Here is an 18,473-nt window from a genome sequence, read left to right on the forward strand (position 1 = left end):
CCCAGGCTACGGACTGGGGCTGTCAGCCCTTGCGGGCCCGGGAGGCTTCCGCCGAGGCGGCGGCCTGGAGGTCGCCGAGCACGTCCGCCGAGCCGGGTCGCACGGCCTCGCCTATGCGCTGCTTGAGCATGCTGGAGACCTTGTCCCAGGAGGGGTCGCCGAGCGGGTAGAAGTTGGCGTTGGGCAGGGCGTTGAGGAACTCGGTGAGGTCCTTGTGGGCGGGGTTGGCGGACATGTCCTCAAGGGTGTCCTGGGTGACGGGCAGCATGTTGTACTGCTCGTCGAACTTGAGGGTGTTCTCCTTCGCGTACACGAAGTTGAGGAACTTCTTGACCTCCGCCCTGTGCCCGGGCGCCTTGAACGCCATCACCCAGTCGGCGACGCCGAGGGTCGAGGGCTTGATGCCCGGGTCCTTGCGGGGGATCGCGGCGGTGCCGTACTGGATGTTCCCCGCGACGGCCTTGCTGACCAGCCCGGGGTGGCCGTTGAGCATGGCGACCTTGCCGGAGGCGAAGTCGTTGAACGCGGTCTTGCGGTCGACCTTGGACGGGTCGTCGTAGGTGAGGCGCTTGTCGACCAGGTTGCTGCGCAGCCAGGTGAAGGTGGCGCGGTTGGCCTGGCTGTCGATGGTGTAGTTGCCGGCGTTGTCGGAGAGTCCGCCGCCGCCGCTCATGGTCCAGATCATCGCCTCGCCCTGGGCCTCCTCGGGGCCGAGCGGCAGCGCGTACGGGATGACGCCGGGGACCTTGGACTTGATCAGCTCGGCGTCGCGGCGCAGTTCGTCCCAGGTGGTGGGCGGGGCGGTGATGCCGGCCTTGGCGAAGATCTCCTTGTTGTAGAAGAAGACCCGGCTGGAGGAGATGAACGGGATGCCGTACTGGCTGCCGAGCACCTGGCCGGCCTTGGCGAAGGAGTCGAGCAGGTTGACCTGGGTGCTGTTGGAGAGCACGTCGCCGGCCGGGTAGAGGCGGTCGGCGGCGACCTGGTCGGCGTAGCCGCCGGTCTGCGCGATGTCGGGGGTCTTGCCCTTGGCGATCAGGTCGGCGAGGTGCTTGTCGATGTCGTTCCAACTGACCACGTCGACGTGGACCTTGATGTCGGGGTTGTCGGCCTCGAAGCGGCGGGCCAGGTTGTTCCAGTAGATCGAGCTGGAGTTGGTCTCGTTGTCGCCGTAGTCGGCTGCGACCAGGTTGAGCGTGACACCCCCCGACATGTCCAGGGCACCGCAGCCGGTGAGCAGCAGGGACCCGACGATGGGCAGGGGGAGCAGCGCTGATCGCTTCACGAATGGACCGCCTTCAAATGGGTTACAGCGTGACCCTGACAGGCGTTTTGGCCGGTGGTCCATACCGGCAGGGGCGGAGTTATCGAAGTGTCAGATCCCGTTGCGCTCAGCGTGACTGCCCGTCAGAAAGTGTCCGGTAATGGGACGTTCACGCTGTGAGAACGGTGACCCCCGCGTCGCCGAAAGCGGCCGCCACCCGGTCGGCGACCTGGTTGTCGGTGACCAGGGTGTCCACCCGCTCCAGGCCGCAGATCCGGGCGAAGGCGCGATGGCCCAGCTTGGAGGAGTCGGCGGCCACCACCACCCGGCGGGCCCGCTCGGCGAGCAGTCGGTTGACCGCCGCCTCGCCCTCGTGGTGGGCGGTGGCTCCCTGTTCGGCGTCGATCGCGTCCACGCCGAGCACCGTGGTGTCGAGGGTGAGTTCGCCGAGCATCTGGGCGGCCAGCGGGCCGATCAGCTCGTAGGACTGCGGGCGGGCGACGCCTCCGGTGACCACGATCTTCACCTGCGGGCGGACCGTCAGCTCGTTGGCGATGTTGAGGGCGTTGGTGACCACGGTGAGGCTCGGGCCGTGCTCGGGGTGCTCGGCCAGGTCGGGGCGGACCGCGAGGGCGCGGGCCACCTCGGTGGTGGTGGTGCCGCCGTTCAGGCCTACCACCTCGCCGGGGGAGATCAGGCCGGCCACCAGGGCGCCGATGCGCTGCTTGGCGTCGGCGTTGCGGGCGGTCTTGTAGCGCAGCGGCAGGTCGTAGGAGACGCTGTGCGCCACCGCGCCGCCCCGGGTGCGGGTGACCATCTGCTGGCGGGCCAGCTGGTCGAGGTCGCGTCGGATGGTGGCGGCCGAGACGTCCAGCGCGCCGGCCGCCTCCTCGACGTCCAACTTGCCGTGCTCGGCCAGCAGTTCCAGTAGCGCGTTCCACCGCTCGTACCTGGACACCGTTCCGCTCCTTCCGCGCTCGCCACCGCGCGCCCCGCGGCCGGTCGGGACAGCTTCGCACAACCCGGTCGACGCCGATGCATTGCGCAATGCTGCGCGAAACAGCTATAAAACAATCAGATTTGCGCACACGTTGGATTGCCGCCGTCCGGAGACCGCCGAAGGAGCCGCCCCCCATGTCGCAGCACCCGTCCCTGACCGGCGAGGAGATCGCCACCCAGCCCGAGAACTGGCGCACCGCCGCGGCGCTGGCGGCGAGCGGCCCGGCCGGCCTGCCGCAGCGCGGCGAGCGCGTGGCCGTGGTCGGCTGCGGCACCTCGTGGTTCATGGCGCAGGCCTACGCCGCGCTGCGCGAGTCCGGCGGCCACGGCGAGACCGACGCCTTCGCCGCCTCCGAGTTCCCGCACGGGCGCCGCTACGACCGGGTGCTGGCGATCACCCGCTCCGGCACCACCACCGAGGTGCTGCGGCTGCTCGCCGACACCGACCTGCCGAGCACCGCGATCACCGCCTGCCCCGAGCAGCCGGTGGCCAAGGACGCCGGCCACCTGATCGACCTGGGCTTCGCCGACGAGCGCTCGGTGGTGCAGACCCGCTTCGCCACCACCGTGCTGGCCCTGCTCCGCGCCCACCTGGAGCTGGAGGAGGCCCGCCCGGCGGGCGTCGCCACCGTCGCCGAGGCCGCCGCGGACGCCGAGCGCGCCGTCGCCTGGCAGGTGCCGCAGGAGCTGGTCGAGCTGGAGCAGATCTCCTTCCTCGGCACGGGCTGGACCAACGGCCTGGCCCAGGAGGCCGGGCTGAAGATGCGCGAGGCCGCGCTGGCCTGGACCGAGGCGTACCCGGCGATGGAGTACCGGCACGGCCCGATCTCGATCACCGCCCCGGGCCGCGCCGCCTGGGCGTTCGGCGCGCTGCCGGTCGGCCTGGCGGACGACGTGGCGGCGGTCGGCGGTCGGCTGGTGGCCGACTCCGGCGAGGGCGGCCTGGACCCGCTGGCGGACCTGGTCCGGGTGCACCGGCTGGCGGTCGCGCTGGCCGCGCACCGCGGCCTGAACCCGGACGAGCCGCGCAACCTGACCCGCTCGATCATCCTGGCCTGATCACCCGCCACGAACCGGAAAAACCCCCAGGAGACTGCAAAGAGCGACAAACCTCACCTCTCAGGACCAGACCAATCGAGCAACTGGACTAGACCTCTTCGACCTGGCCAAGGGAAACTGTCCCCCGTGAAGCACGTCATCGCACTCGATGTAGGCGGCACCGGCATGAAAGCCGCGCTGGTCGCCCAGGACGGCTCCGTGCTGTACGAAGCACGCCGACCGACCGGGCGGGAGCACGGCACCGACGCCGTCGTCGCCACCATCCTCGACTTCGCCGCCGACCTGGCGCAGGAGGGCCGCACCCGATTCGGTGCCGCCCCCCTCGCGGCAGGCGTCGCCGTGCCGGGAACGATCGACGAGAGGAACGGGATCGCGGTCTTCTCCGCCAACCTCGGCTGGCGGGACCTGCCGATGCGCAAGCTGCTCGGCGAGCGCCTCGGCAACATCCCCGTCGCCCTCGGCCACGACGTCCGCTCCGGCGGGCTCGCCGAGGGCCGGATCGGGGCCGGCCGCGGAGTCGACCGCTTCCTGTTCATCGCGCTCGGCACCGGCATCGCCGGCGCGATCGGGATCCACGGCGGCATCGAGGCCGGCGCCCACGGCTACGGCGGCGAGATCGGACACGTGGTGGTCCGTCCCGGCGGCCCGCAGTGCGGCTGCGGCGCCCGCGGCTGCCTGGAGACCCTGGCCTCCGCCTCCGCGGTGTCCCGGGCCTGGGCCGAGGCCACCGGCGACCCGGACGCCGACGCCGCCGCCTGCGCGCTGGCCGTCGAGTCCGGCGACCCGGCGGCGCTCGTGGTGTGGCAGAACGCGGTGGACGCGCTCGCCGACGGCATCGTGCTGGCCCAGAGCCTGCTCGACCCGTCGACGGTGATCGTCGGCGGTGGGCTGGCCGAGGCCGGTGACACCCTCTTCACGCCGTTGCGCGCCGCGGTGACCGAGCGCCTGACCTTCCAGATGCCCCCGAAGGTCGTTCCGGCCATGCTCAAAGACACCGCAGCGTCCCTGGGCGCCGGCTTGCTCGCCTGGGATCTGCTCTCCATGGAGGTGACCGCGTGACCGCGGACCGAACTGCACTGGCCGGAGCCCGACTGGTCCTGCCCGACGGGGTGATCGAGGACGGCCGGCTCACGGTCGAAGGGGCCCGCATCACGGACCTCGGCGCCGGCCCGGCCGCGCCCGGCGACCTCGACCTGACCGGGTACACCGTCGTCCCCGGCTTCGTCGACCTGCACGTGCACGGCGGCGGCGGCGCCTCGTACGCCTCCGGCATCGCCGAGGAGGCGCTCACCGCCGCCCGCACGCACCTGGAACACGGCACCACCACGACGATGGCCTCCACCGTCACCGGCGAGATCGACGAGGTCTGCCGCCAGGCGGCCGTGCTCTCCGAACTCGTCGAGGACGGCGTCCTGGCCGGCATCCACTTCGAGGGCCCGTTCATCTCGCACAACCGGTGCGGCGCCCACCGCCCCGACCTGCTGCGCGACCCCGACCCGGCGCTGGTGCGCAAGCTCGCCGACGCCGCCCGCGGCCACGCGAAGATGTTCACCCTCGCCCCCGAGCTGCCCGGCGGCCTGGAGTCCGTCCGGATGCTCGCCGACCAGGGCATCATCGCCGCCGTCGGCCACACCGACTCCGACTACGCGGTCACCCTGGAGGCGATCGACGCCGGAGCCACCGTCGCCACCCACCTGTTCAACGCGATGCCGGGCATCCAGCACCGCGCGCCCGGCCCGATCGTCGCGCTGCTGGAGGACGAGCGGGTCACCGTCGAGCTGATCAACGACGGCATCCACCTGCACCCGTCGGTGCTCGAACTCGCCTACGGCACGGCCGGCGCCGAGCGCGTCGCGCTGATCACCGACGCGATGGGCGCGGCCGGCATGGGCGACGGCCTGTACCCGCTCGGCCCGCTCCAGGTCCGGGTCGAGAGCGGCGTCGCCCGGCTCGTCGAGGGCGGCTCCATCGCCGGCTCCACCCTCACCCTGGACGTCGCGTTCCGGCGCGCCGTCACCGTGCTCGGCCTGTCGCTCAACCAGGCCGTCACCTCGCTTTCCACCGTCCCGGCCCGGCTGATGGGCCTGGCCGACACCCTCGGCTCCCTGGAGGCAGGCAAGAACGCCGACCTGGTCGTCCTCGACTCCGACACCTACGAGCTCGCCGCGGTGATGCGCCGCGGCGAGTGGATCGTCGGCGCGGACCGCTTCACCAGGACCGGCGACCCGGCCTGACCCGGCACCGCCCGCAGGGGCGGGTCTGCACGGGGGTGAGCAGCGGAACCTGCGCCTCGTTGCTCACCCCACCCGGGAGACCCCCTTGCCGCTCGCCCCTACCCACGACCTGCTCGCCTCCGCCGCCGCCGACCGGCGCGGACTGCCCGCCTTCAACGTGATCACCCTGGAGCACGCCGAGGCCATCGCCGCCGGCGCCGAAGCCGCGGGGACCCCCGTCGTGCTCCAGCTCAGCCAGAACGCGATCGCCTACCGCGGCGGCCGCCTGCTGCCGATCGCCCGGGCCTGCGCGGAGATCGCCGCCGCCGCCCGCGTGCCCGTCTCGCTCCACCTCGACCACTGCGAGGACTTCGACCTGCTGCGCGCGGCCCCCGCCGCCGGGTTCTCCTCCGCGATGTTCGACGCCTCCGCGCTGCCGCACGACGAGAACGTCAAGGCCACCGCCGAGGCCGCCGCCTGGGCGCACCGCCACGGCCTGCACCTGGAGGCCGAACTCGGCCGGGTCGGCGGCAAGGACGGCGAGCCGCCGCTGTCCGCGCACGCCCCCGGCGCCCGCACCGACCCGGCGGAGGCCGCCCGCTACGTCGCCGACACCGGCGTCGACGCCCTGGCCGTCGCCGTCGGCTCCTCGCACGCGATGACCTCGCGCACCGCCGCCCTCGACCTCGCCCTGATCGGCGAACTGGCCGCCGCCGTCCCCGTCCCGCTGGTCCTGCACGGCAGCTCCGGCGTCCCGGACGAGCAGCTCGCCGCGGCGGTCGCGGCCGGCATGGTGAAGATCAACATCGGCACGGCGCTCAACCTGTCCTGCACCGCCGCCGTCCGCGACCACCTGGCCGCCCACCCCGCCGCCACCGACCCGCGCAAGTACCTCGCCGCGGGCCGCGACGCGATGGCCCGCACCGTCGAACAGCTGGCCCGGGTGGTCACCGGCCGCACCGACGCCTCGGCCTGACGGCACCCGCAGTGCCCCGGCGGCCCGGGCCTCCGCGGAGGCCCGGGCCGGATCACCAGCCCTGGACCTTGGAGGTGCCGTTCGGGGTGACGGCGATCTGGTCGAGCAGGAAGCCGCACTGGTTGTCGGCCTGGCAGGCCACCGAGATGGTGTGGTGGCCGGGCTGGGCGACCGTTCCGCTGACCCAGGACGAGTACCAGGAGCTCTCCGGCGCCAGGCCGGGGCTGTAGTTGTTCAGCTTTATGGGGGTGTAGGTGGGCTTGCCGTCCACCGAGACCGTCGCGGTGGCGTTCGGGCCGCTGTTGTTGAAGCGCAGCCAGATCTGGAACGAGCCGGCCGCCGGCATGTCGACGTCCCAGGAGACCGACGCGCCGACCGTGCCGAGGCCGTCGACGTACTTGCCGCCGGCCCCCTTCGCGCCCGGCACCTGGCTCGCGGCCACGCTGCCGCCGCCGAGCTTCAGGCCGGCGGCGTCGGCGATGTCCGTGCCGCCGGAGAGCGTGCTCGGGCTGGGCGCCGCGCTGGAGGGGGCCGCCGTGCCGGGGTCGGCGGGGGCGGTCGGGCTGTGCGTGTTGGTCGCGGCCTGGTTGTTCTTGCCGCCGTCCGGGTCGCCGGTGGACAGCGCCACGCCCGCGCCGATGGCGATCGCGGCGACCACCGCGACGGCGCCGATCACGGCGGCCTTGCCGCGGCCGGCCGGCCGGTCCTCGCCGGGACGGGGCCGGGAGCGCTCGGCGTAGCGCGACTGCTGCGGCAGCGCGGTGGTCTCCTGCCCGGGCGCGACCGGCGGGTGGCCGGGGCCGCCGGGCGGCGGGGCCTGCGGGTGCACGGGCCGCTCGCCGTAGGTGGCGCGGCCGACCTCCATCGGGCGGCTGTAGCCGGTGCGGGGCCGCTCGGGCGCGGGCTGCTCGCCCTCGGCGGGACGGTAGAGGTACGCGAACGGGTCGTCCTCGTCCGCGCCGTCGGGCGCGCCGCCGTTGCTGCCGGCCGTCGTCACGGTCAACTCCCCAGGACTGGATGCTCTCGTACCCAGGGCACCCTACCTGTCGTACTCGAACACGGCGTAAGCGGTTCAGCCCGCCCGGCGGTGCGAGCGCTCGCCGCGCGCGCCCCGGGCCGCGCCGCCGCGGGTGCGCTTCTCGTCGTACATCCGCTCGTCGGCGGAGTGCAGCACCTCGTCGATGCTCATGCCGCAGCCGGCCCAGCCGATGCCCAGGCTGACGCCGACCCGGACGGCCCGGTTGTCGATCCGCATCGGCGGCAGGATGGCGCTGCGCAGCCGCCCGGCGAGTTCCTTGGCCTCCTCGCGGCCGATGCCGTCGGCCAGCACCACGAACTCGTCGCCGCTCATCCGGGCCACCGTGTCGCCCTCCCGGACGACCTGCTGGAGCCGGCGGGCGATCTCGATCAGCACCGCGTCGCCCGCGTTGTGGCCGTAGCGGTCGTTGACCAGCTTGAAACCGTCGAGGTCGCAGTAGAGGACGGCGAGGCCCTTGTCCGGGCCGGGGCGGCGGTGGCCGTGCCAGAGCTCGCCGGCGGGCGGGTCGACGGGGACGACGGCGTGCACGTGGTGGACGGCGGCGCCGTCGTGGCGGAGCACCTCGCCGGCCGCGAAGGCCTCCCGGTCGCGTTCCAGGGTGCTGTCGGGGGGCGCGTAGCCGTGCGCGAGGGTGACGGGGCCGTCTGCCGTCGACGAGCCGTCCTGGACCGCGTGGTGCGGCGGGGCGGCGCCGGGCGGCAGTGCCTGGCCGGGCAGGCCGGCGGCGGGCAGCGAGGGGCGGGAACAGAGCCGGCGGGCGAGGCGGGCCCGCAGTTCGGCGCCGTTGGGCAGACCGGTGAGGGCGTCGTGGCTGGCCCGGTGGGCGAGCTGGAGCTCGTGCCGCTTGCGGTCCTCGATGTCCTCGACGTGGGTGAGCAGGAAGCTCGGGCCCTCGGTGGCGTCGGCGACCACGGAGTTGCGCAGGCACACCCACTGGTAGCCGCCGTCGCGACGGGACAGCCGCAGCTCGGCCCGGCCGCCCTCGGCGCTGGTGCGCAGCAGCAGCTCCAGGTCCTCGGGGTGGACCAGGTCGACGAAGCGCTGCTGGCGCAGGGTGGCCCGGGGGCGGCCGAGCAGCCGGCACAGGGCGTCGTTGACGCGGGTGAGCTGGCCGGTGCCGTCGCCGTGCAGTTCGGTGATGGCCATCCCGCTGGGGGCGTACTCGAAGGCCTGCCGGAAGGACTCCTCGCTGGCCCGCAGGGCCTGCTGCTCCTTCTCCAGGCGGGCCAGGGCGCGCTGCATCTCGGCCCGCAGCCGGGCGTTGCCGATGGCTATGGAGGCCTGCAGGGAGAACATCTCCAGGGCCTCGCGGGTCCACGCGCCGGGGCGTTTGCCGCTCCGCGGGCGGTCCACCGAGAGGATGCCGAGCAGGTCGCCGCCGGCGCTGTACATGGGGGCGAGCAGGACGTCGGCGGGGTGCCAGTCGTTGTCGTAGACGGGCAGCGGGCCGTCGCCGGTCCAGGTGGGGATGTCGGTGCCGATGGCCCAGCCGCGGTCGTGCGGGAGGAAGCGCAGGGTGCCCCAGTGGTCGGCGACCTGGAGCATCCGGTCCCAGGACTCGCGGGAGCCGACCTGGCCGAGCAGCACGGACGGGCCGCCGAAGGCGGTCTCCTCGATCTCCCAGACGGCGGCGATCACCAGGTCGCCGTCGGGTCGGACCAGGCTGACCGCGGCGGCGTCGAATCCGAGCCCGTGGACCGCTCCCTCGACGACCGCCTGCAGGGTTCCCGCCAGGCTCCGGGCAGCGTTGAGGTCCGCCACGACCCGGTGCAAGGTGCGGAGGGTCGCGAGGCGGACGTAGGGCTCCGACTCGGCTTCCATGCGGGGGCTCCCCGGCTGCTTCGGATAGTTCTTGAAAGGTTGTCGTCCGATTGCCAGAAGAACTGAATCACAGCGAGCACTCCGATAGGCACGCTCGGTCAGCAATAGGTTGAGAGTGTGACTCAAATCACATAATGACTAAGTGATGATCGTATTCGGAAACGGCAGGGAACGCCAGGACACCCGCCAGGCGACATCCGACGGCGCGCCGCCCGTGCGCTCGGCCCAGCGACCGACCGGACCTACGACCAGGGCCCGATACCGGCACGCCCGACCGACGACTACCGTGCGGTACGTGTACAGCTCCCCGCAATCCCCCACCACACCCAACGCCCCCACGCCCCTGGCGGAGGCCGGCGCCACTCCCGAGGAGTTCCGCGCCGCCCTCGGCCAACTGGCGGCGGGCGTCTCGCTGGTGACCGTGCACGACGCCGAGGAGGACGAGGACGCCGGCATGACCGCCACCTCGTTCCTGTCGGTGTCGCTGGAGCCGCCGCTGGTGCTGATCTCGGTGCGCGAGGACTCCCGGATGGACGACCTGCTCACCCGGGCCGACACCTGGGCGGTGTCGTTGCTCGGCGAGGAGCACCGCACGCTGGCGTCCCGGTTCGCCATGAAGGGCCGGCTCAGCGACCGTCTGCTGTTCGCCGACGCCGCCTGGCAGCGCGGCCCGCACTCCGGCGCCCCGCTGATCGACGGCGCGCTCGCCACCGTCGAGTGCCGCACCGAGCAGCGCATCCCGGCCGGCGACCACACCCTGGTGCTCGGCCGTGTCCTGGCCGCCCGGACGCCCGCCCCGGCCGCCCGGCCGCTGATGTACTTCCGGGCCGGCTACCGCCAGCTGGGCTGAGGGCCCGTCACTCCGGCTTGATCCGCCCGCGCCCCTGCTTCAGCGAGGCGCGGTGCCGCTTGTTCTCCAGCCGGCGCTCGACCATGCCGCGGCTGGGCTTGGTGGCCCGCCGGGTCTTCGGCGGCGGCGCGGTGGCCTCGCCGAGCAGCGAGGCCAGCCGGGCCGCCGCGACCTCGCGGTTGCGCCACTGCGAGCGGTGCTCGGAGGCGCGCACGACCAGCACCCCGTCGACCAGCCGGGAGGCCAGCCGCTCCAGGGCGCGCTCCTTCCACACCGGGGGCAGCACGTCGGAGGCCGCCAGGTCCCAGCGGAGCTCGACCTTGCTGTCCGAGGTGTTGACGTGCTGGCCGCCGGGGCCGGAGGAACGGGAGAAGCGCCAGACGAGCTCGGCGTCGGGGACGACCACCGAACCCCGTACGCGCACGGGCTCAGTCATGCCGCCCATCATCCCGTCCGGGCGCGGCCCCCGTCACCTGGTTAACCCGGCACAATGGCGGGCGTGATCGAGCTCGGCTACTCCCTGTCCAACCGCTTCCCCGACCCCCCGCAGACCGACTACCGCAGCGCGCCCGTCCGCGCCCTGCGGCACGACCTGTTCGCGGGGGACGTCTACCTGGAGACCGACGACGGCGCCGGCGTGGAGACCCGCTGGGGCTGGGTGCCGGTGCTGGACTTCGCCTGGGCGCTGTGCGACATCGTCGAACGCCTCGACGAGGACCCGCGCGGCAGCCGCGAGGCCCGGGTCCGCACCGAGGACCTCGACTTCACCCAGAACACCGAACTGCTGCGCTTCGCCCGCCGGTTCGGCTGGGTGGAGATCACCGCCACCTGGCGGCCGGACGACGAGCCGCTGGTCGTCCGGCACGTCGAGCTGCGCCGGGAGGCCCGGGACTTCCTGCAGGACGTGCTGGCCGACCTGACCGAGCTGCACGAGGACCTGGCCGACAATCCGAACATCTGGACCGTGCAGGGCCGGTACCCGAGAATCTGACCCCGGCGTCGGGCGGCCGATCGGGGGAGAAATCCGTCCGTCCACCAAGTGCTGGAACCAACGGCCGCCCGTCCGGCGTTCTCCGCTCAAAACCGACCGAAGGGACACCACAGACATGCCCGTGAGCCTCTCCAAGGGTGGCAACGTCTCGCTGACCAAGGAGGCCCCCGGCCTGACCGCGGTCACCGTCGGCCTCGGCTGGGACGTGCGCACCACCACCGGCACCGAGTTCGACCTGGACGCCAGCGCGATCGTGCTGAACGGCGACGGCCGGGTCTACTCCGACCGCCACTTCGTCTTCTTCAACAACACCAGCACCCCGGACAGCACCGTCGTCCACACCGGCGACAACCGCACCGGCGAGGGCGCCGGCGACGACGAGTCGATCAACGTCAACCTGGCCGCCCTGCCCGCCGACGTCACCCGGGTGACCTTCCCGGTCTCGATCTACGACGGCAACAACCGCGGCCAGAGCTTCGGCCAGGTCCGCAACGCCTACATCCGGGTGCTCAACCAGGCCGGCGGCGCCGAGATCGCCCGCTACGACCTGTCCGAGGACGCCGCCACCGAGACCGCGATGATCTTCGGCGAGCTGTACCGCAACGGCGCCGAGTGGAAGTTCCGCGCCATCGGCCAGGGCTACGCCTCCGGCCTGGCCGGCATCGCCCAGGACTTCGGCGTCAACGTCTGACCGTCCGCCGGGCACGAGAAGGGCCCCCGCTCCACCAGGAGCGGGGGCCCTTCCCACGTCGTCAGGGCCGGCCGGCCCGCAGCTCGGGCAGCTCCAGCAGCTCGGTCTCGTCGTGCGGGGTCAGGTCGACCACGTCGGCGGGCTCGGCGGGCTCGGTGTCGGACTCCGCGTGCTGGTGGCTCGGGGCCTGCTCCACCGCGCGGTGCGCGGGCTGCGCGGCGTCCACCGGCGCGGCGCCCACCACGGTGTAGCGCTCGTTGTCGGCCACCGCCTCGTCGCCCACCACGTCCGCCAGGTCGCCGACCGCCGGGGCCGGCGCGGCCGCCCGCAGCGCGGCCCGGGCACTGCCCGGCCGGCCGAAGAAGCTGAACGCCGTCGCCCGCGGCCGCTGCGGGGCCGCCTGGGCCGCCTGCTCGCCGTCCTGCGGGCGCGGACCGGGCAGCGCCGGGCCGACCGGGCGCAGCGCCGCCGAACCGGTGGCCGGCACCGGCTCCGGCATCTTCGGCCGCAGCTCGACCTGGGCCCGCTCGTCGACCGCGCGGCGCGCCTCGGCGGCCGCCGCCTGCCGCTCCAGGTGCCGCACCGCGGCCTGTGCGCGGACGAACGCGGCCGGGGTGACCGGGTGCGCCGGCCGGGTCGCCTCCACCGCCAGGCGGGCCGCCTCGGCCTCCTTCAGCGCCTGCTCGGCGACCATCACGGCGCGCTCGCGCAGCAGCCGGGCGATCTCCGTCTCGGCCTTCGCCAGCCGGGACTTCTCCGCGGTCAGCCGCCGCCCGAAGCGGGTGGCCCGCTCCTCGGCGACCTCGGCCGCGTACTCGGCCTCGGCGATCTGCTCCTCGTAGCGCTCCTCGGCGCGCAGCCGGCGCTCCATGGCGACCTCGGCGGCGGCCCGGGCGGCCCGGTCGCGCTGCCGCAGCACCAGCGCCAGGCCGACCACCGCGACCATCGCGGCGACCCCGACCGAGCGGGCCACGATCTGATCCGGACTGGCCACCAGCGCGGCCACCGCCGCGAGCACGAGCACACCGGAGGCGACCGGTGGCAGCGACCGGCCCAGGACGGAGGAATGACGGTGGCGTCCGCGAGGCATGGCTAGAAACTAGCGTGCGAATCGAGGCCCTGTCAGCCTCGCACCCCATTCCGCCCTTGACACGCCGACAGAAACACGGGCCGCACCCGAACGGTCACGCAGCGCGAGCGGATCCGGCGGGGGCGTTCAGCGCGACGAAGCGGCCGTTCCGCGCGGGTGCTCCGGGTCGTCGTGGTCCTCGGGGAGCTTGCAGATGTGCTGCAGCCACAGCGCCACCGCGATCACCGCCGCGCCGGCCAGCACCGCGAACAGCGCCGTCCCGGCCTGCGCCCGGCGGGCCGGGACCTCCAGCGAGCCGAGCAGGAACACCCCGACGCCCGCGTACACCCCGGTCACCACCGCCGACACCAGCGCACTGGCCTGCCCCAGCACCAGCGCCCGCGCCGCGTGCAGCGGATCGACCCGCTTCGCGTCCGGCCGCCGCTCCCGGATCGCCTTCAGCCGGGACCGCAGCGAGATCGCCACGGCCAGCAGCACCACGGCGATCGCCGCCAGCACGAACGGCGCGTACGAGGGCACCCCGGGCAGCGTGCCCAGCGAGTCCCACAGCCGGGCGCCGCCCCAGGAGAGCAGCCCCGTGACGGCGGCGATGCCGAGCAGCAGGCGGAGACGGAGCGGCTTCACGCGGACGGGCTTCCTTCCCAGTGGTTCGACCCCGGCCCTGCACGGCCCGGGGGTTCGGCGGGCGACCAGCCCACCGTACCGGCCGGGCCGCACCCGCAGGGTGCTACGCCCACCCCCTGCCGGAAGTTCCCGGAGCACTCACTCCGGCAGTCGCAGCTGCAGGTCCGCACGCAGCCGCACGCCCTGGCCCTCGACCCCGCCGAGGCCCGCCAGCAGCTCCGCGACCGGCCCGTGCCCGGGCACCTCGGCCTGCGGGTCGGCGTCCTGCCAGGGCGCCAGCACGAACGCCCGCTCGTGGGCCCGCGGGTGCGGCAACGTCAGCTGCGGGTCGTCGCTGCGCACGCCCTCGTAGGTGAGGATGTCGACGTCCAACGTGCGGGCGCCCCAGCGGACGGTGCGTACCCGCCCGAACGCGTCCTCCACCGCGTTGGCCCGCTCCAGCAGGTCCCGCGGCGGCAGCGAGGTGCGCAGCACCGCGACGGCGTTGAGGTAGTTGGGCTGGTCGCCGGGCCCGCCGACGGCGTCCGTCTCGTACACCGCGGACAGCGAGGTCACCCGCACGCCGGGGGTGTCCTCCAGCGCGTCGACCGCGCCCTGCAGGGTCTCCAGGCGGTTGCCCAGGTTGCTGCCGAGGGCGACCGCGGCGGTCCGCGACTCGTGCAGGGTGGACTCCACGCGGTCCACCTTGCCCTGCAGGTCGAACGTGGTCCGCGTGGCGGTCGGGTCTGTGGTGGCCATGGGAGTTCCCTCCACTCGGGCTCCACCGGGCGCCATCAGGCGCGGCCCCGGCGGATCGTGATGGTGACGTCGTCGAACGGGACGGTGATCGGGGCGTCGGGCTTGTGCACGACGACCTCGACCTCCTCGACCACCTCGTGCCGCAGGCACTGGTCGGCGATCCGCTGGGCCAGCGTCTCGATCAGGTCGACCGGGTCGCCCGCGATCACCGCGGTGACCTCCTCCGCGATCACGCCGTAGTGCGCGGTGCGGGTCAGGTCGTCACTCGCGGCGGCCGGACGGGTGTCCAGGAACAGCGTCAGATCGACGACGAAGGTCTGCCCCTCGATCCGCTCCCGCTCGAAGACGCCGTGATGGCCGCGGGCACGTAGCCCACGCAGGGTGACGCGGTCCAGCACAAGAATCACTGCTCCCAGCTGACGGCCCCGCCGGGGCGGGGACCGGCGGGCACCGTCGCCCGCCGCCCCTCGAATCTACCTTCGAGTGCCGACCGCCCCGGACCGCCTCCCCGGCCGCCCACCCGATCGGACCGGCCACCGCGGCCCTTGACGGACGCCGCTCAGTCCTCCTCGTCGTCCTCGTCGTCGCCACTGGTGAGCACCGGCGAACCGTGGTGCGACCACAGCTTCCAGCCGTCCGCGGTGCGCCGGAACAGGTTCGTCGAGACGACCTTCCCGCCGACCAGCGGCCCCAGCTCGCCCTCCTCCTCGGGCTCCCCGCCGGACAGAATGTTCTCCGTGCAGGTGACCAGCGCCACATCGCCCTGCACGTCCACCTCCACATCCGTCAGGAAGAACTGGATGTACTCGGTGTTCGCCATGATCAACATGTACGAGCGGGTCACCTGGGCCCGGCCCACCAGCGCCGGCCAGCCCGGGTGCACACAGAACACCCCGCCCTTGTCGTCCGCCTCGCCCGGCCCCAGCCAGATCGACTCGACGGCGTCCAGGTCTCCGCGCTCCAGAGCCTCGTACAGGGCCTGATTGGCCGCCAGCACGGCCTCCTCGTCCGGCTCCAGTGCCGCCGCCCGGTCGTTGCCGCTCACTGCCTCCGCCACGCCTACCCCCTCTGCTCCGCCTGCTCCCAGGCCGCGACGACTCGTACGGCGTCAGCCGTGCCCGACACGTCATGGACCCGGACCGCCCAGGCGCCCGCCTTCGCCGACAGCACCGAGACCGCCGCCGTGGCGTCGTCCCGCTGCCGCGCCGGGCGCAGCTCCCCGGTTTCCGGGTTGGCCAGCAGCGTACCCAGGAAGCGCTTGCGCGAAGCCGCGACCAGCACCGGCCGCCCGAGCGCCGTCAGCGCGTCCAGCCGGCCCAGCAGCGCCCAGTTGTGCGCGCTGGTCTTGGCGAAGCCCAGGCCCGGGTCCAGGATCAGCTGATCCTCCTTCACCCCCGCCGCGAGCAGGTCCTCCACCCGGTCGGACAGCTCCCGCACCACGTCCGCGACCACGTCGTCGTACACCGCCTGCGCGTACATGTCCGCCGACTGCCCGCGCCAGTGCATCACCACGAACGGCGCGCCGGTGTCGGCGACCACCTTCGCCATCCCCGCGTCCGCGAGTCCTCCGGACACGTCGTTGACGATCTTCGCGCCGGCCTGCACGGCGGCCCGGGCCACGGCCGCCCGCATGGTGTCCACCGAGACCACCACCCCCGCCCGGGCCAGCTCCGTCACCACCGGCACCACCCGGCGCAGCTCCTCCTCCTCCGTCACCCGCAACGCCCCCGGCCGCGTCGACTCCCCACCCACGTCGACCAGGTCCGCCCCCTGCGCCACCAGCTCCAGCCCGTGCGCGATCGCCTTCGCCGGATCCAGCCACATCCCACCGTCCGAGAACGAGTCCGGCGTGACGTTCACCACCCCCATCACCGCACAACGGTCGAGGACGGGCAGGCCAGGGAGGTTTTCGCTCATACGACCCATTATCGACGCTGAGGGGGGGCACCCGGGGAGAGCACCACCGGGAAGAGCACCACCAGGGGCGCGGGGAACTGCGCGAAGCGGAAGGCATCCACCCGCAAGATCGCGACGCAGGACAATGACTTGCCCTTGATCGCGACCTGGCGGACGTGCACTCCTTGCTCGCGCAGTTCCCCGCGCCCCTGTCTTCTTGCCCTCTCCTCCGCTACGCGGCCTTGCTGAGCTGCGCCGGAGCCTCCGGCATGAGCCCCTGGCGCTGGCGCTTGCGGCCGAAGCGCGGCATGCCCAGGGTGATGAACGCCTCGGCCTGCATCGCGGCGAAGCCGATCCGCGGGAGGTCGCGGGTGTGCTGGTAGACCAGGAAGCGGGGCTCCCAGGTGGGCTGGAACTTCGCGTTGAACTTGTACAGCGACTCGATCTGGAACCAGCGGGACAGGAAGACCAGCAGTCCGCGCCAGGCCCGCAGCACCGGTCCGGCACCGATCCGCTCGCCGCGGGCGAGCGCCGAGCGGAACATCGCGAAGTTGAGCGAGACCCGCCGGATGCCCATCGCGCCGACCTCCTGGAGGGCGGCGACGATCAGCAGTTCGTTGAGGCCGGGGTCGGCCTCCCGGTCGCGGCGCATCAGTTCCAGCGAGATGCCGTCGTCGCCCCAGGGGACGAAGTGCAGCACCGCCTTGAGGTCGTCGCCGCTCTCGCCCTCCTCGGGGGCCTTGTGCGCCGTGACGACCACGCACTCGTCGTCGCCGACGTCGCCGAAGCGGCCGAGGGCCATCGAGAAGCCGCGTTCGGTGTCGGTGCCGCGCCAGCGGGCCGCGGCGTCGGCGATCTGGCGCTTCTCCTCCAGGGTGAGGTCGCCGACCCGGCGGACCTTGCAGGAGTAGCCGTTGCGCTCGATCCGCTTGACCATCTGGCGGACGTTGCGCATGGCGCGGCCGGAGAGCGAGAAGGTGGAGGTGTCGACGATGGCCTCGTCGCCGAGTTCGAGCGCGTCCAGGTGGGCCTCGCGGGTCCAGACCTCGCCGCCGACCTCGGAGCAGCCCATGACGGCGGGCGCCCAGGCGTGTTCGCGGGCGGTGGTCATGAAGACCTTGATCGCGCCGGGCCAGGCCTCGACGTCGCCGACCGGGTCGCCGGAGGCGAGCATCACGCCGGAGACCACCCGGTAGGAGATCGCGGCCTTGCCGGTGGGCGAGAACAGCACGCTCTTGTCGCGGCGCAGCGCGAAGTAACCGAGCGAGTCGCGCTTGCCGTGCCGGGCGAGCAGTTCGCGGACCTTGAGCTCGTCCTCGGGGGTGAGCTCGGGCTCGGGCTTCTCGGGGCGCAGCGCCAGGTAGGCGGTGGTGAGCGCGGTGACCAGGCCGAGCGCGCCGAGCGAGTAGCCGACCAGGTCGCTGATCCGGTCGCTGGTGTAGTGGATCGGGCCCTCGAAGCCGAACAGGCCGTAGCCGACGTGCTCCAGCCGCTGGTACAGCGACGGGTCGCCGACCTCGTACTTCCACCGGACGGAGACGACGGCCAAGCCGATCAGCACCGAGACGACGGCGAGCACGACGAAGTTGAGCACCGCGCGCCAGCGGGTGCGCGGGTCGGCCTTGGCGTAGAACTCGCGCTGGTGGATCAGCATCACCGCGAACAGCGCCAGCGAGATCGCGGCCTGCACGAACTGGTGCCAGCGCAGCATGTGGAGCGCGGCGCCGACCGGCAGCAGCACGCACACGGCGCGCCAGGCGCGCCGCTTGCGGCGGCGCAGCGCGTGCGCGAGCAGCACCAGCAGCATGCCGACCATCAGGGTGCCGGCGGCGGCGAGCGTGGTGGTGCCGCCGGGCAGCTGGCCGGCCCAGGTGTGCATCCGGGTGGCCCGGAAGCGAGGGAAGACCGCCGAGGTGATGTCGATCAGCCCGATCGCCAGGCAGGCGTACCCGACCACGCCCGGCAGCCACTGCCGCGGTACGGCGGACGCCTGGGACCGGAGCGCCTGCAATCCCCGCCGGCGGGGCTGGTCGGACGTGGTCTCAGCGGACACGGGAGCGCTCATGGGAACCCAGCCTAGAGGCACCCGGGCGCTGCTCGCGCACCCCGGGAGCCGGGTTGTGATGAACCTTCATGACTGTTCCTTTTTCTGGCAATCCGCACGTCAAGAGGGGTCCACCGGACGGATGAAAGGGGCCCGCCCGAGGCGCAACTCGAACGGC

19 protein-coding genes are annotated in these 18,473 nt (G+C 73.2%); 7 read left to right on the top strand and 12 right to left on the bottom strand.

The annotated features are described in order from the left end of the window. Nucleotides 1-22: 22 nt before the first annotated feature. Together ACI1MP_RS17505 and ACI1MP_RS17510 are read right to left on the bottom strand one after the other, a co-directional pair. Entirely contained in the window at nt 23-1,285 is a 1,263-nt protein-coding gene (locus tag ACI1MP_RS17505; protein WP_404869002.1) for an extracellular solute-binding protein, read from the bottom strand. A 148-nt stretch (nt 1,286-1,433) separates the two neighbouring features. Then, nucleotides 1,434-2,222 (bottom strand): DeoR/GlpR family DNA-binding transcription regulator, encoded by a 789-nt coding sequence (locus ACI1MP_RS17510; RefSeq protein WP_189278252.1) that lies wholly within the window; start codon nt 2,220-2,222, stop codon nt 1,434-1,436. A gap of 176 nt (nt 2,223-2,398) precedes the next feature. Between ACI1MP_RS17510 and ACI1MP_RS17515 the strand changes: the two genes are divergently transcribed. From ACI1MP_RS17515 to ACI1MP_RS17530, 4 genes are all read left to right on the top strand, one after another. Further along, nucleotides 2,399-3,322 (top strand): sugar isomerase, encoded by a 924-nt coding sequence (locus ACI1MP_RS17515; RefSeq protein ID WP_363476255.1) that lies wholly within the window; start codon nt 2,399-2,401, stop codon nt 3,320-3,322. 126 nt (nt 3,323-3,448) lie between these two features. Continuing rightward, entirely contained in the window at nt 3,449-4,381 is a 933-nt protein-coding gene (locus ACI1MP_RS17520; protein WP_189278256.1) for an ROK family protein, read from the top strand. Then, on the top strand, nt 4,378-5,556 hold the full coding sequence (nagA, locus tag ACI1MP_RS17525; protein ID WP_380339771.1) for an N-acetylglucosamine-6-phosphate deacetylase: 1,179 nt from the start codon (nt 4,378-4,380) through the stop codon (nt 5,554-5,556). Before ACI1MP_RS17520 ends, nagA begins: the two co-directional genes overlap by 4 nt. 85 nt (nt 5,557-5,641) lie before the next feature. Beyond that, complete coding sequence (locus ACI1MP_RS17530) at nt 5,642-6,511, top strand: class II fructose-bisphosphate aldolase (RefSeq protein WP_100587577.1); 870 nt, start codon at nt 5,642-5,644, stop codon at nt 6,509-6,511. Nucleotides 6,512-6,563: 52 nt separating this feature from the next. Here the strand turns inward: ACI1MP_RS17530 and ACI1MP_RS17535 are convergent, their stop codons facing one another. Together ACI1MP_RS17535 and ACI1MP_RS17540 are read right to left on the bottom strand one after the other, a co-directional pair. After that, nucleotides 6,564-7,508, bottom strand: coding sequence for a hypothetical protein (locus ACI1MP_RS17535; protein ID WP_380339767.1), 945 nt, complete (start codon nt 7,506-7,508; stop codon nt 6,564-6,566). 75 nt (nt 7,509-7,583) lie between these two features. Further along, a complete protein-coding gene (locus tag ACI1MP_RS17540; RefSeq protein ID WP_404869003.1) occupies nt 7,584-9,371 on the bottom strand; it encodes a diguanylate cyclase domain-containing protein in 1,788 nt (595 codons plus the stop codon). Nucleotides 9,372-9,666: 295 nt separating this feature from the next. On the opposite strand from ACI1MP_RS17540, the gene ACI1MP_RS17545 reads away from it, so the two are divergent. After that, entirely contained in the window at nt 9,667-10,221 is a 555-nt protein-coding gene (locus ACI1MP_RS17545; protein WP_043916705.1) for a flavin reductase family protein, read from the top strand. A 7-nt stretch (nt 10,222-10,228) separates the two neighbouring features. On the opposite strand, the gene arfB is transcribed toward ACI1MP_RS17545, so the two are convergent. Further along, entirely contained in the window at nt 10,229-10,657 is a 429-nt protein-coding gene (gene arfB, locus ACI1MP_RS17550; protein WP_043916704.1) for an alternative ribosome rescue aminoacyl-tRNA hydrolase ArfB, read from the bottom strand. A gap of 63 nt (nt 10,658-10,720) precedes the next feature. Here arfB and ACI1MP_RS17555 point away from each other — a divergent pair, with 63 nt between their 5' ends. Both ACI1MP_RS17555 and ACI1MP_RS17560 read left to right on the top strand, forming a co-directional pair. Continuing rightward, nucleotides 10,721-11,212: a hypothetical protein gene (locus ACI1MP_RS17555; RefSeq protein WP_100587646.1), complete on the top strand. Its 492-nt coding sequence runs from the start codon at nt 10,721-10,723 to the stop codon at nt 11,210-11,212. Between the two features lie 115 nt (nt 11,213-11,327). Then, nucleotides 11,328-11,903, top strand: coding sequence for a TerD family protein (locus ACI1MP_RS17560; RefSeq protein ID WP_100587580.1), 576 nt, complete (start codon nt 11,328-11,330; stop codon nt 11,901-11,903). Nucleotides 11,904-11,964: 61 nt separating this feature from the next. On the opposite strand, the gene ACI1MP_RS17565 is transcribed toward ACI1MP_RS17560, so the two are convergent. The 7 genes from ACI1MP_RS17565 to ACI1MP_RS17595 form a co-directional block, all read right to left on the bottom strand. Continuing rightward, on the bottom strand, nt 11,965-12,993 hold the full coding sequence (locus ACI1MP_RS17565; protein ID WP_404869004.1) for a hypothetical protein: 1,029 nt from the start codon (nt 12,991-12,993) through the stop codon (nt 11,965-11,967). A gap of 126 nt (nt 12,994-13,119) precedes the next feature. Next, the gene (locus ACI1MP_RS17570; protein ID WP_100587582.1) at nt 13,120-13,617 is read right to left on the bottom strand and encodes a DUF3180 domain-containing protein; all 498 of its coding nucleotides are present in this window, start codon (nt 13,615-13,617) and stop codon (nt 13,120-13,122) included. 138 nt (nt 13,618-13,755) lie between these two features. Further along, nucleotides 13,756-14,355, bottom strand: coding sequence for a 2-amino-4-hydroxy-6-hydroxymethyldihydropteridine diphosphokinase (gene folK, locus ACI1MP_RS17575; RefSeq protein WP_100587583.1), 600 nt, complete (start codon nt 14,353-14,355; stop codon nt 13,756-13,758). Between the two features lie 35 nt (nt 14,356-14,390). Continuing rightward, the gene (folB, locus tag ACI1MP_RS17580; protein ID WP_043916702.1) at nt 14,391-14,750 is read right to left on the bottom strand and encodes a dihydroneopterin aldolase; all 360 of its coding nucleotides are present in this window, start codon (nt 14,748-14,750) and stop codon (nt 14,391-14,393) included. 164 nt (nt 14,751-14,914) lie between these two features. Further along, on the bottom strand, nt 14,915-15,412 hold the full coding sequence (locus ACI1MP_RS17585) for a nuclear transport factor 2 family protein (RefSeq protein WP_232734080.1): 498 nt from the start codon (nt 15,410-15,412) through the stop codon (nt 14,915-14,917). A 2-nt stretch (nt 15,413-15,414) separates the two neighbouring features. Then, nucleotides 15,415-16,281: a dihydropteroate synthase gene (gene folP, locus ACI1MP_RS17590; RefSeq protein ID WP_198520554.1), complete on the bottom strand. Its 867-nt coding sequence runs from the start codon at nt 16,279-16,281 to the stop codon at nt 15,415-15,417. Between the two features lie 202 nt (nt 16,282-16,483). Then, the gene (locus ACI1MP_RS17595) at nt 16,484-18,316 is read right to left on the bottom strand and encodes a phosphatidylglycerol lysyltransferase domain-containing protein (RefSeq protein ID WP_363476235.1); all 1,833 of its coding nucleotides are present in this window, start codon (nt 18,314-18,316) and stop codon (nt 16,484-16,486) included. Nucleotides 18,317-18,473: the final 157 nt, after the last annotated feature.

This window comes from Kitasatospora griseola, assembly GCF_044999035.1.
In the GTDB taxonomy this organism is placed as follows: Bacteria; Actinomycetota; Actinomycetes; order Streptomycetales; family Streptomycetaceae; genus Kitasatospora; species Kitasatospora griseola.

Coding starts and splice junctions, on each gene's coding strand:
- ACI1MP_RS17515 (WP_363476255.1), top strand. CDS start 2,399: ATGTCGCAGCACCCGTCCCTGACCGGCGAGGAGATCGCCACCCAGCCC.
- ACI1MP_RS17540 (WP_404869003.1), bottom strand. CDS start 9,371: ATGGAAGCCGAGTCGGAGCCCTACGTCCGCCTCGCGACCCTCCGCACC.
- arfB (WP_043916704.1), bottom strand. CDS start 10,657: ATGACTGAGCCCGTGCGCGTACGGGGTTCGGTGGTCGTCCCCGACGCC.
- ACI1MP_RS17560 (WP_100587580.1), top strand. CDS start 11,328: ATGCCCGTGAGCCTCTCCAAGGGTGGCAACGTCTCGCTGACCAAGGAG.
- ACI1MP_RS17565 (WP_404869004.1), bottom strand. CDS start 12,993: ATGCCTCGCGGACGCCACCGTCATTCCTCCGTCCTGGGCCGGTCGCTG.
- folK (WP_100587583.1), bottom strand. CDS start 14,355: ATGGCCACCACAGACCCGACCGCCACGCGGACCACGTTCGACCTGCAG.
- folP (WP_198520554.1), bottom strand. CDS start 16,281: ATGGGTCGTATGAGCGAAAACCTCCCTGGCCTGCCCGTCCTCGACCGT.
- ACI1MP_RS17595 (WP_363476235.1), bottom strand. CDS start 18,316: ATGAGCGCTCCCGTGTCCGCTGAGACCACGTCCGACCAGCCCCGCCGG.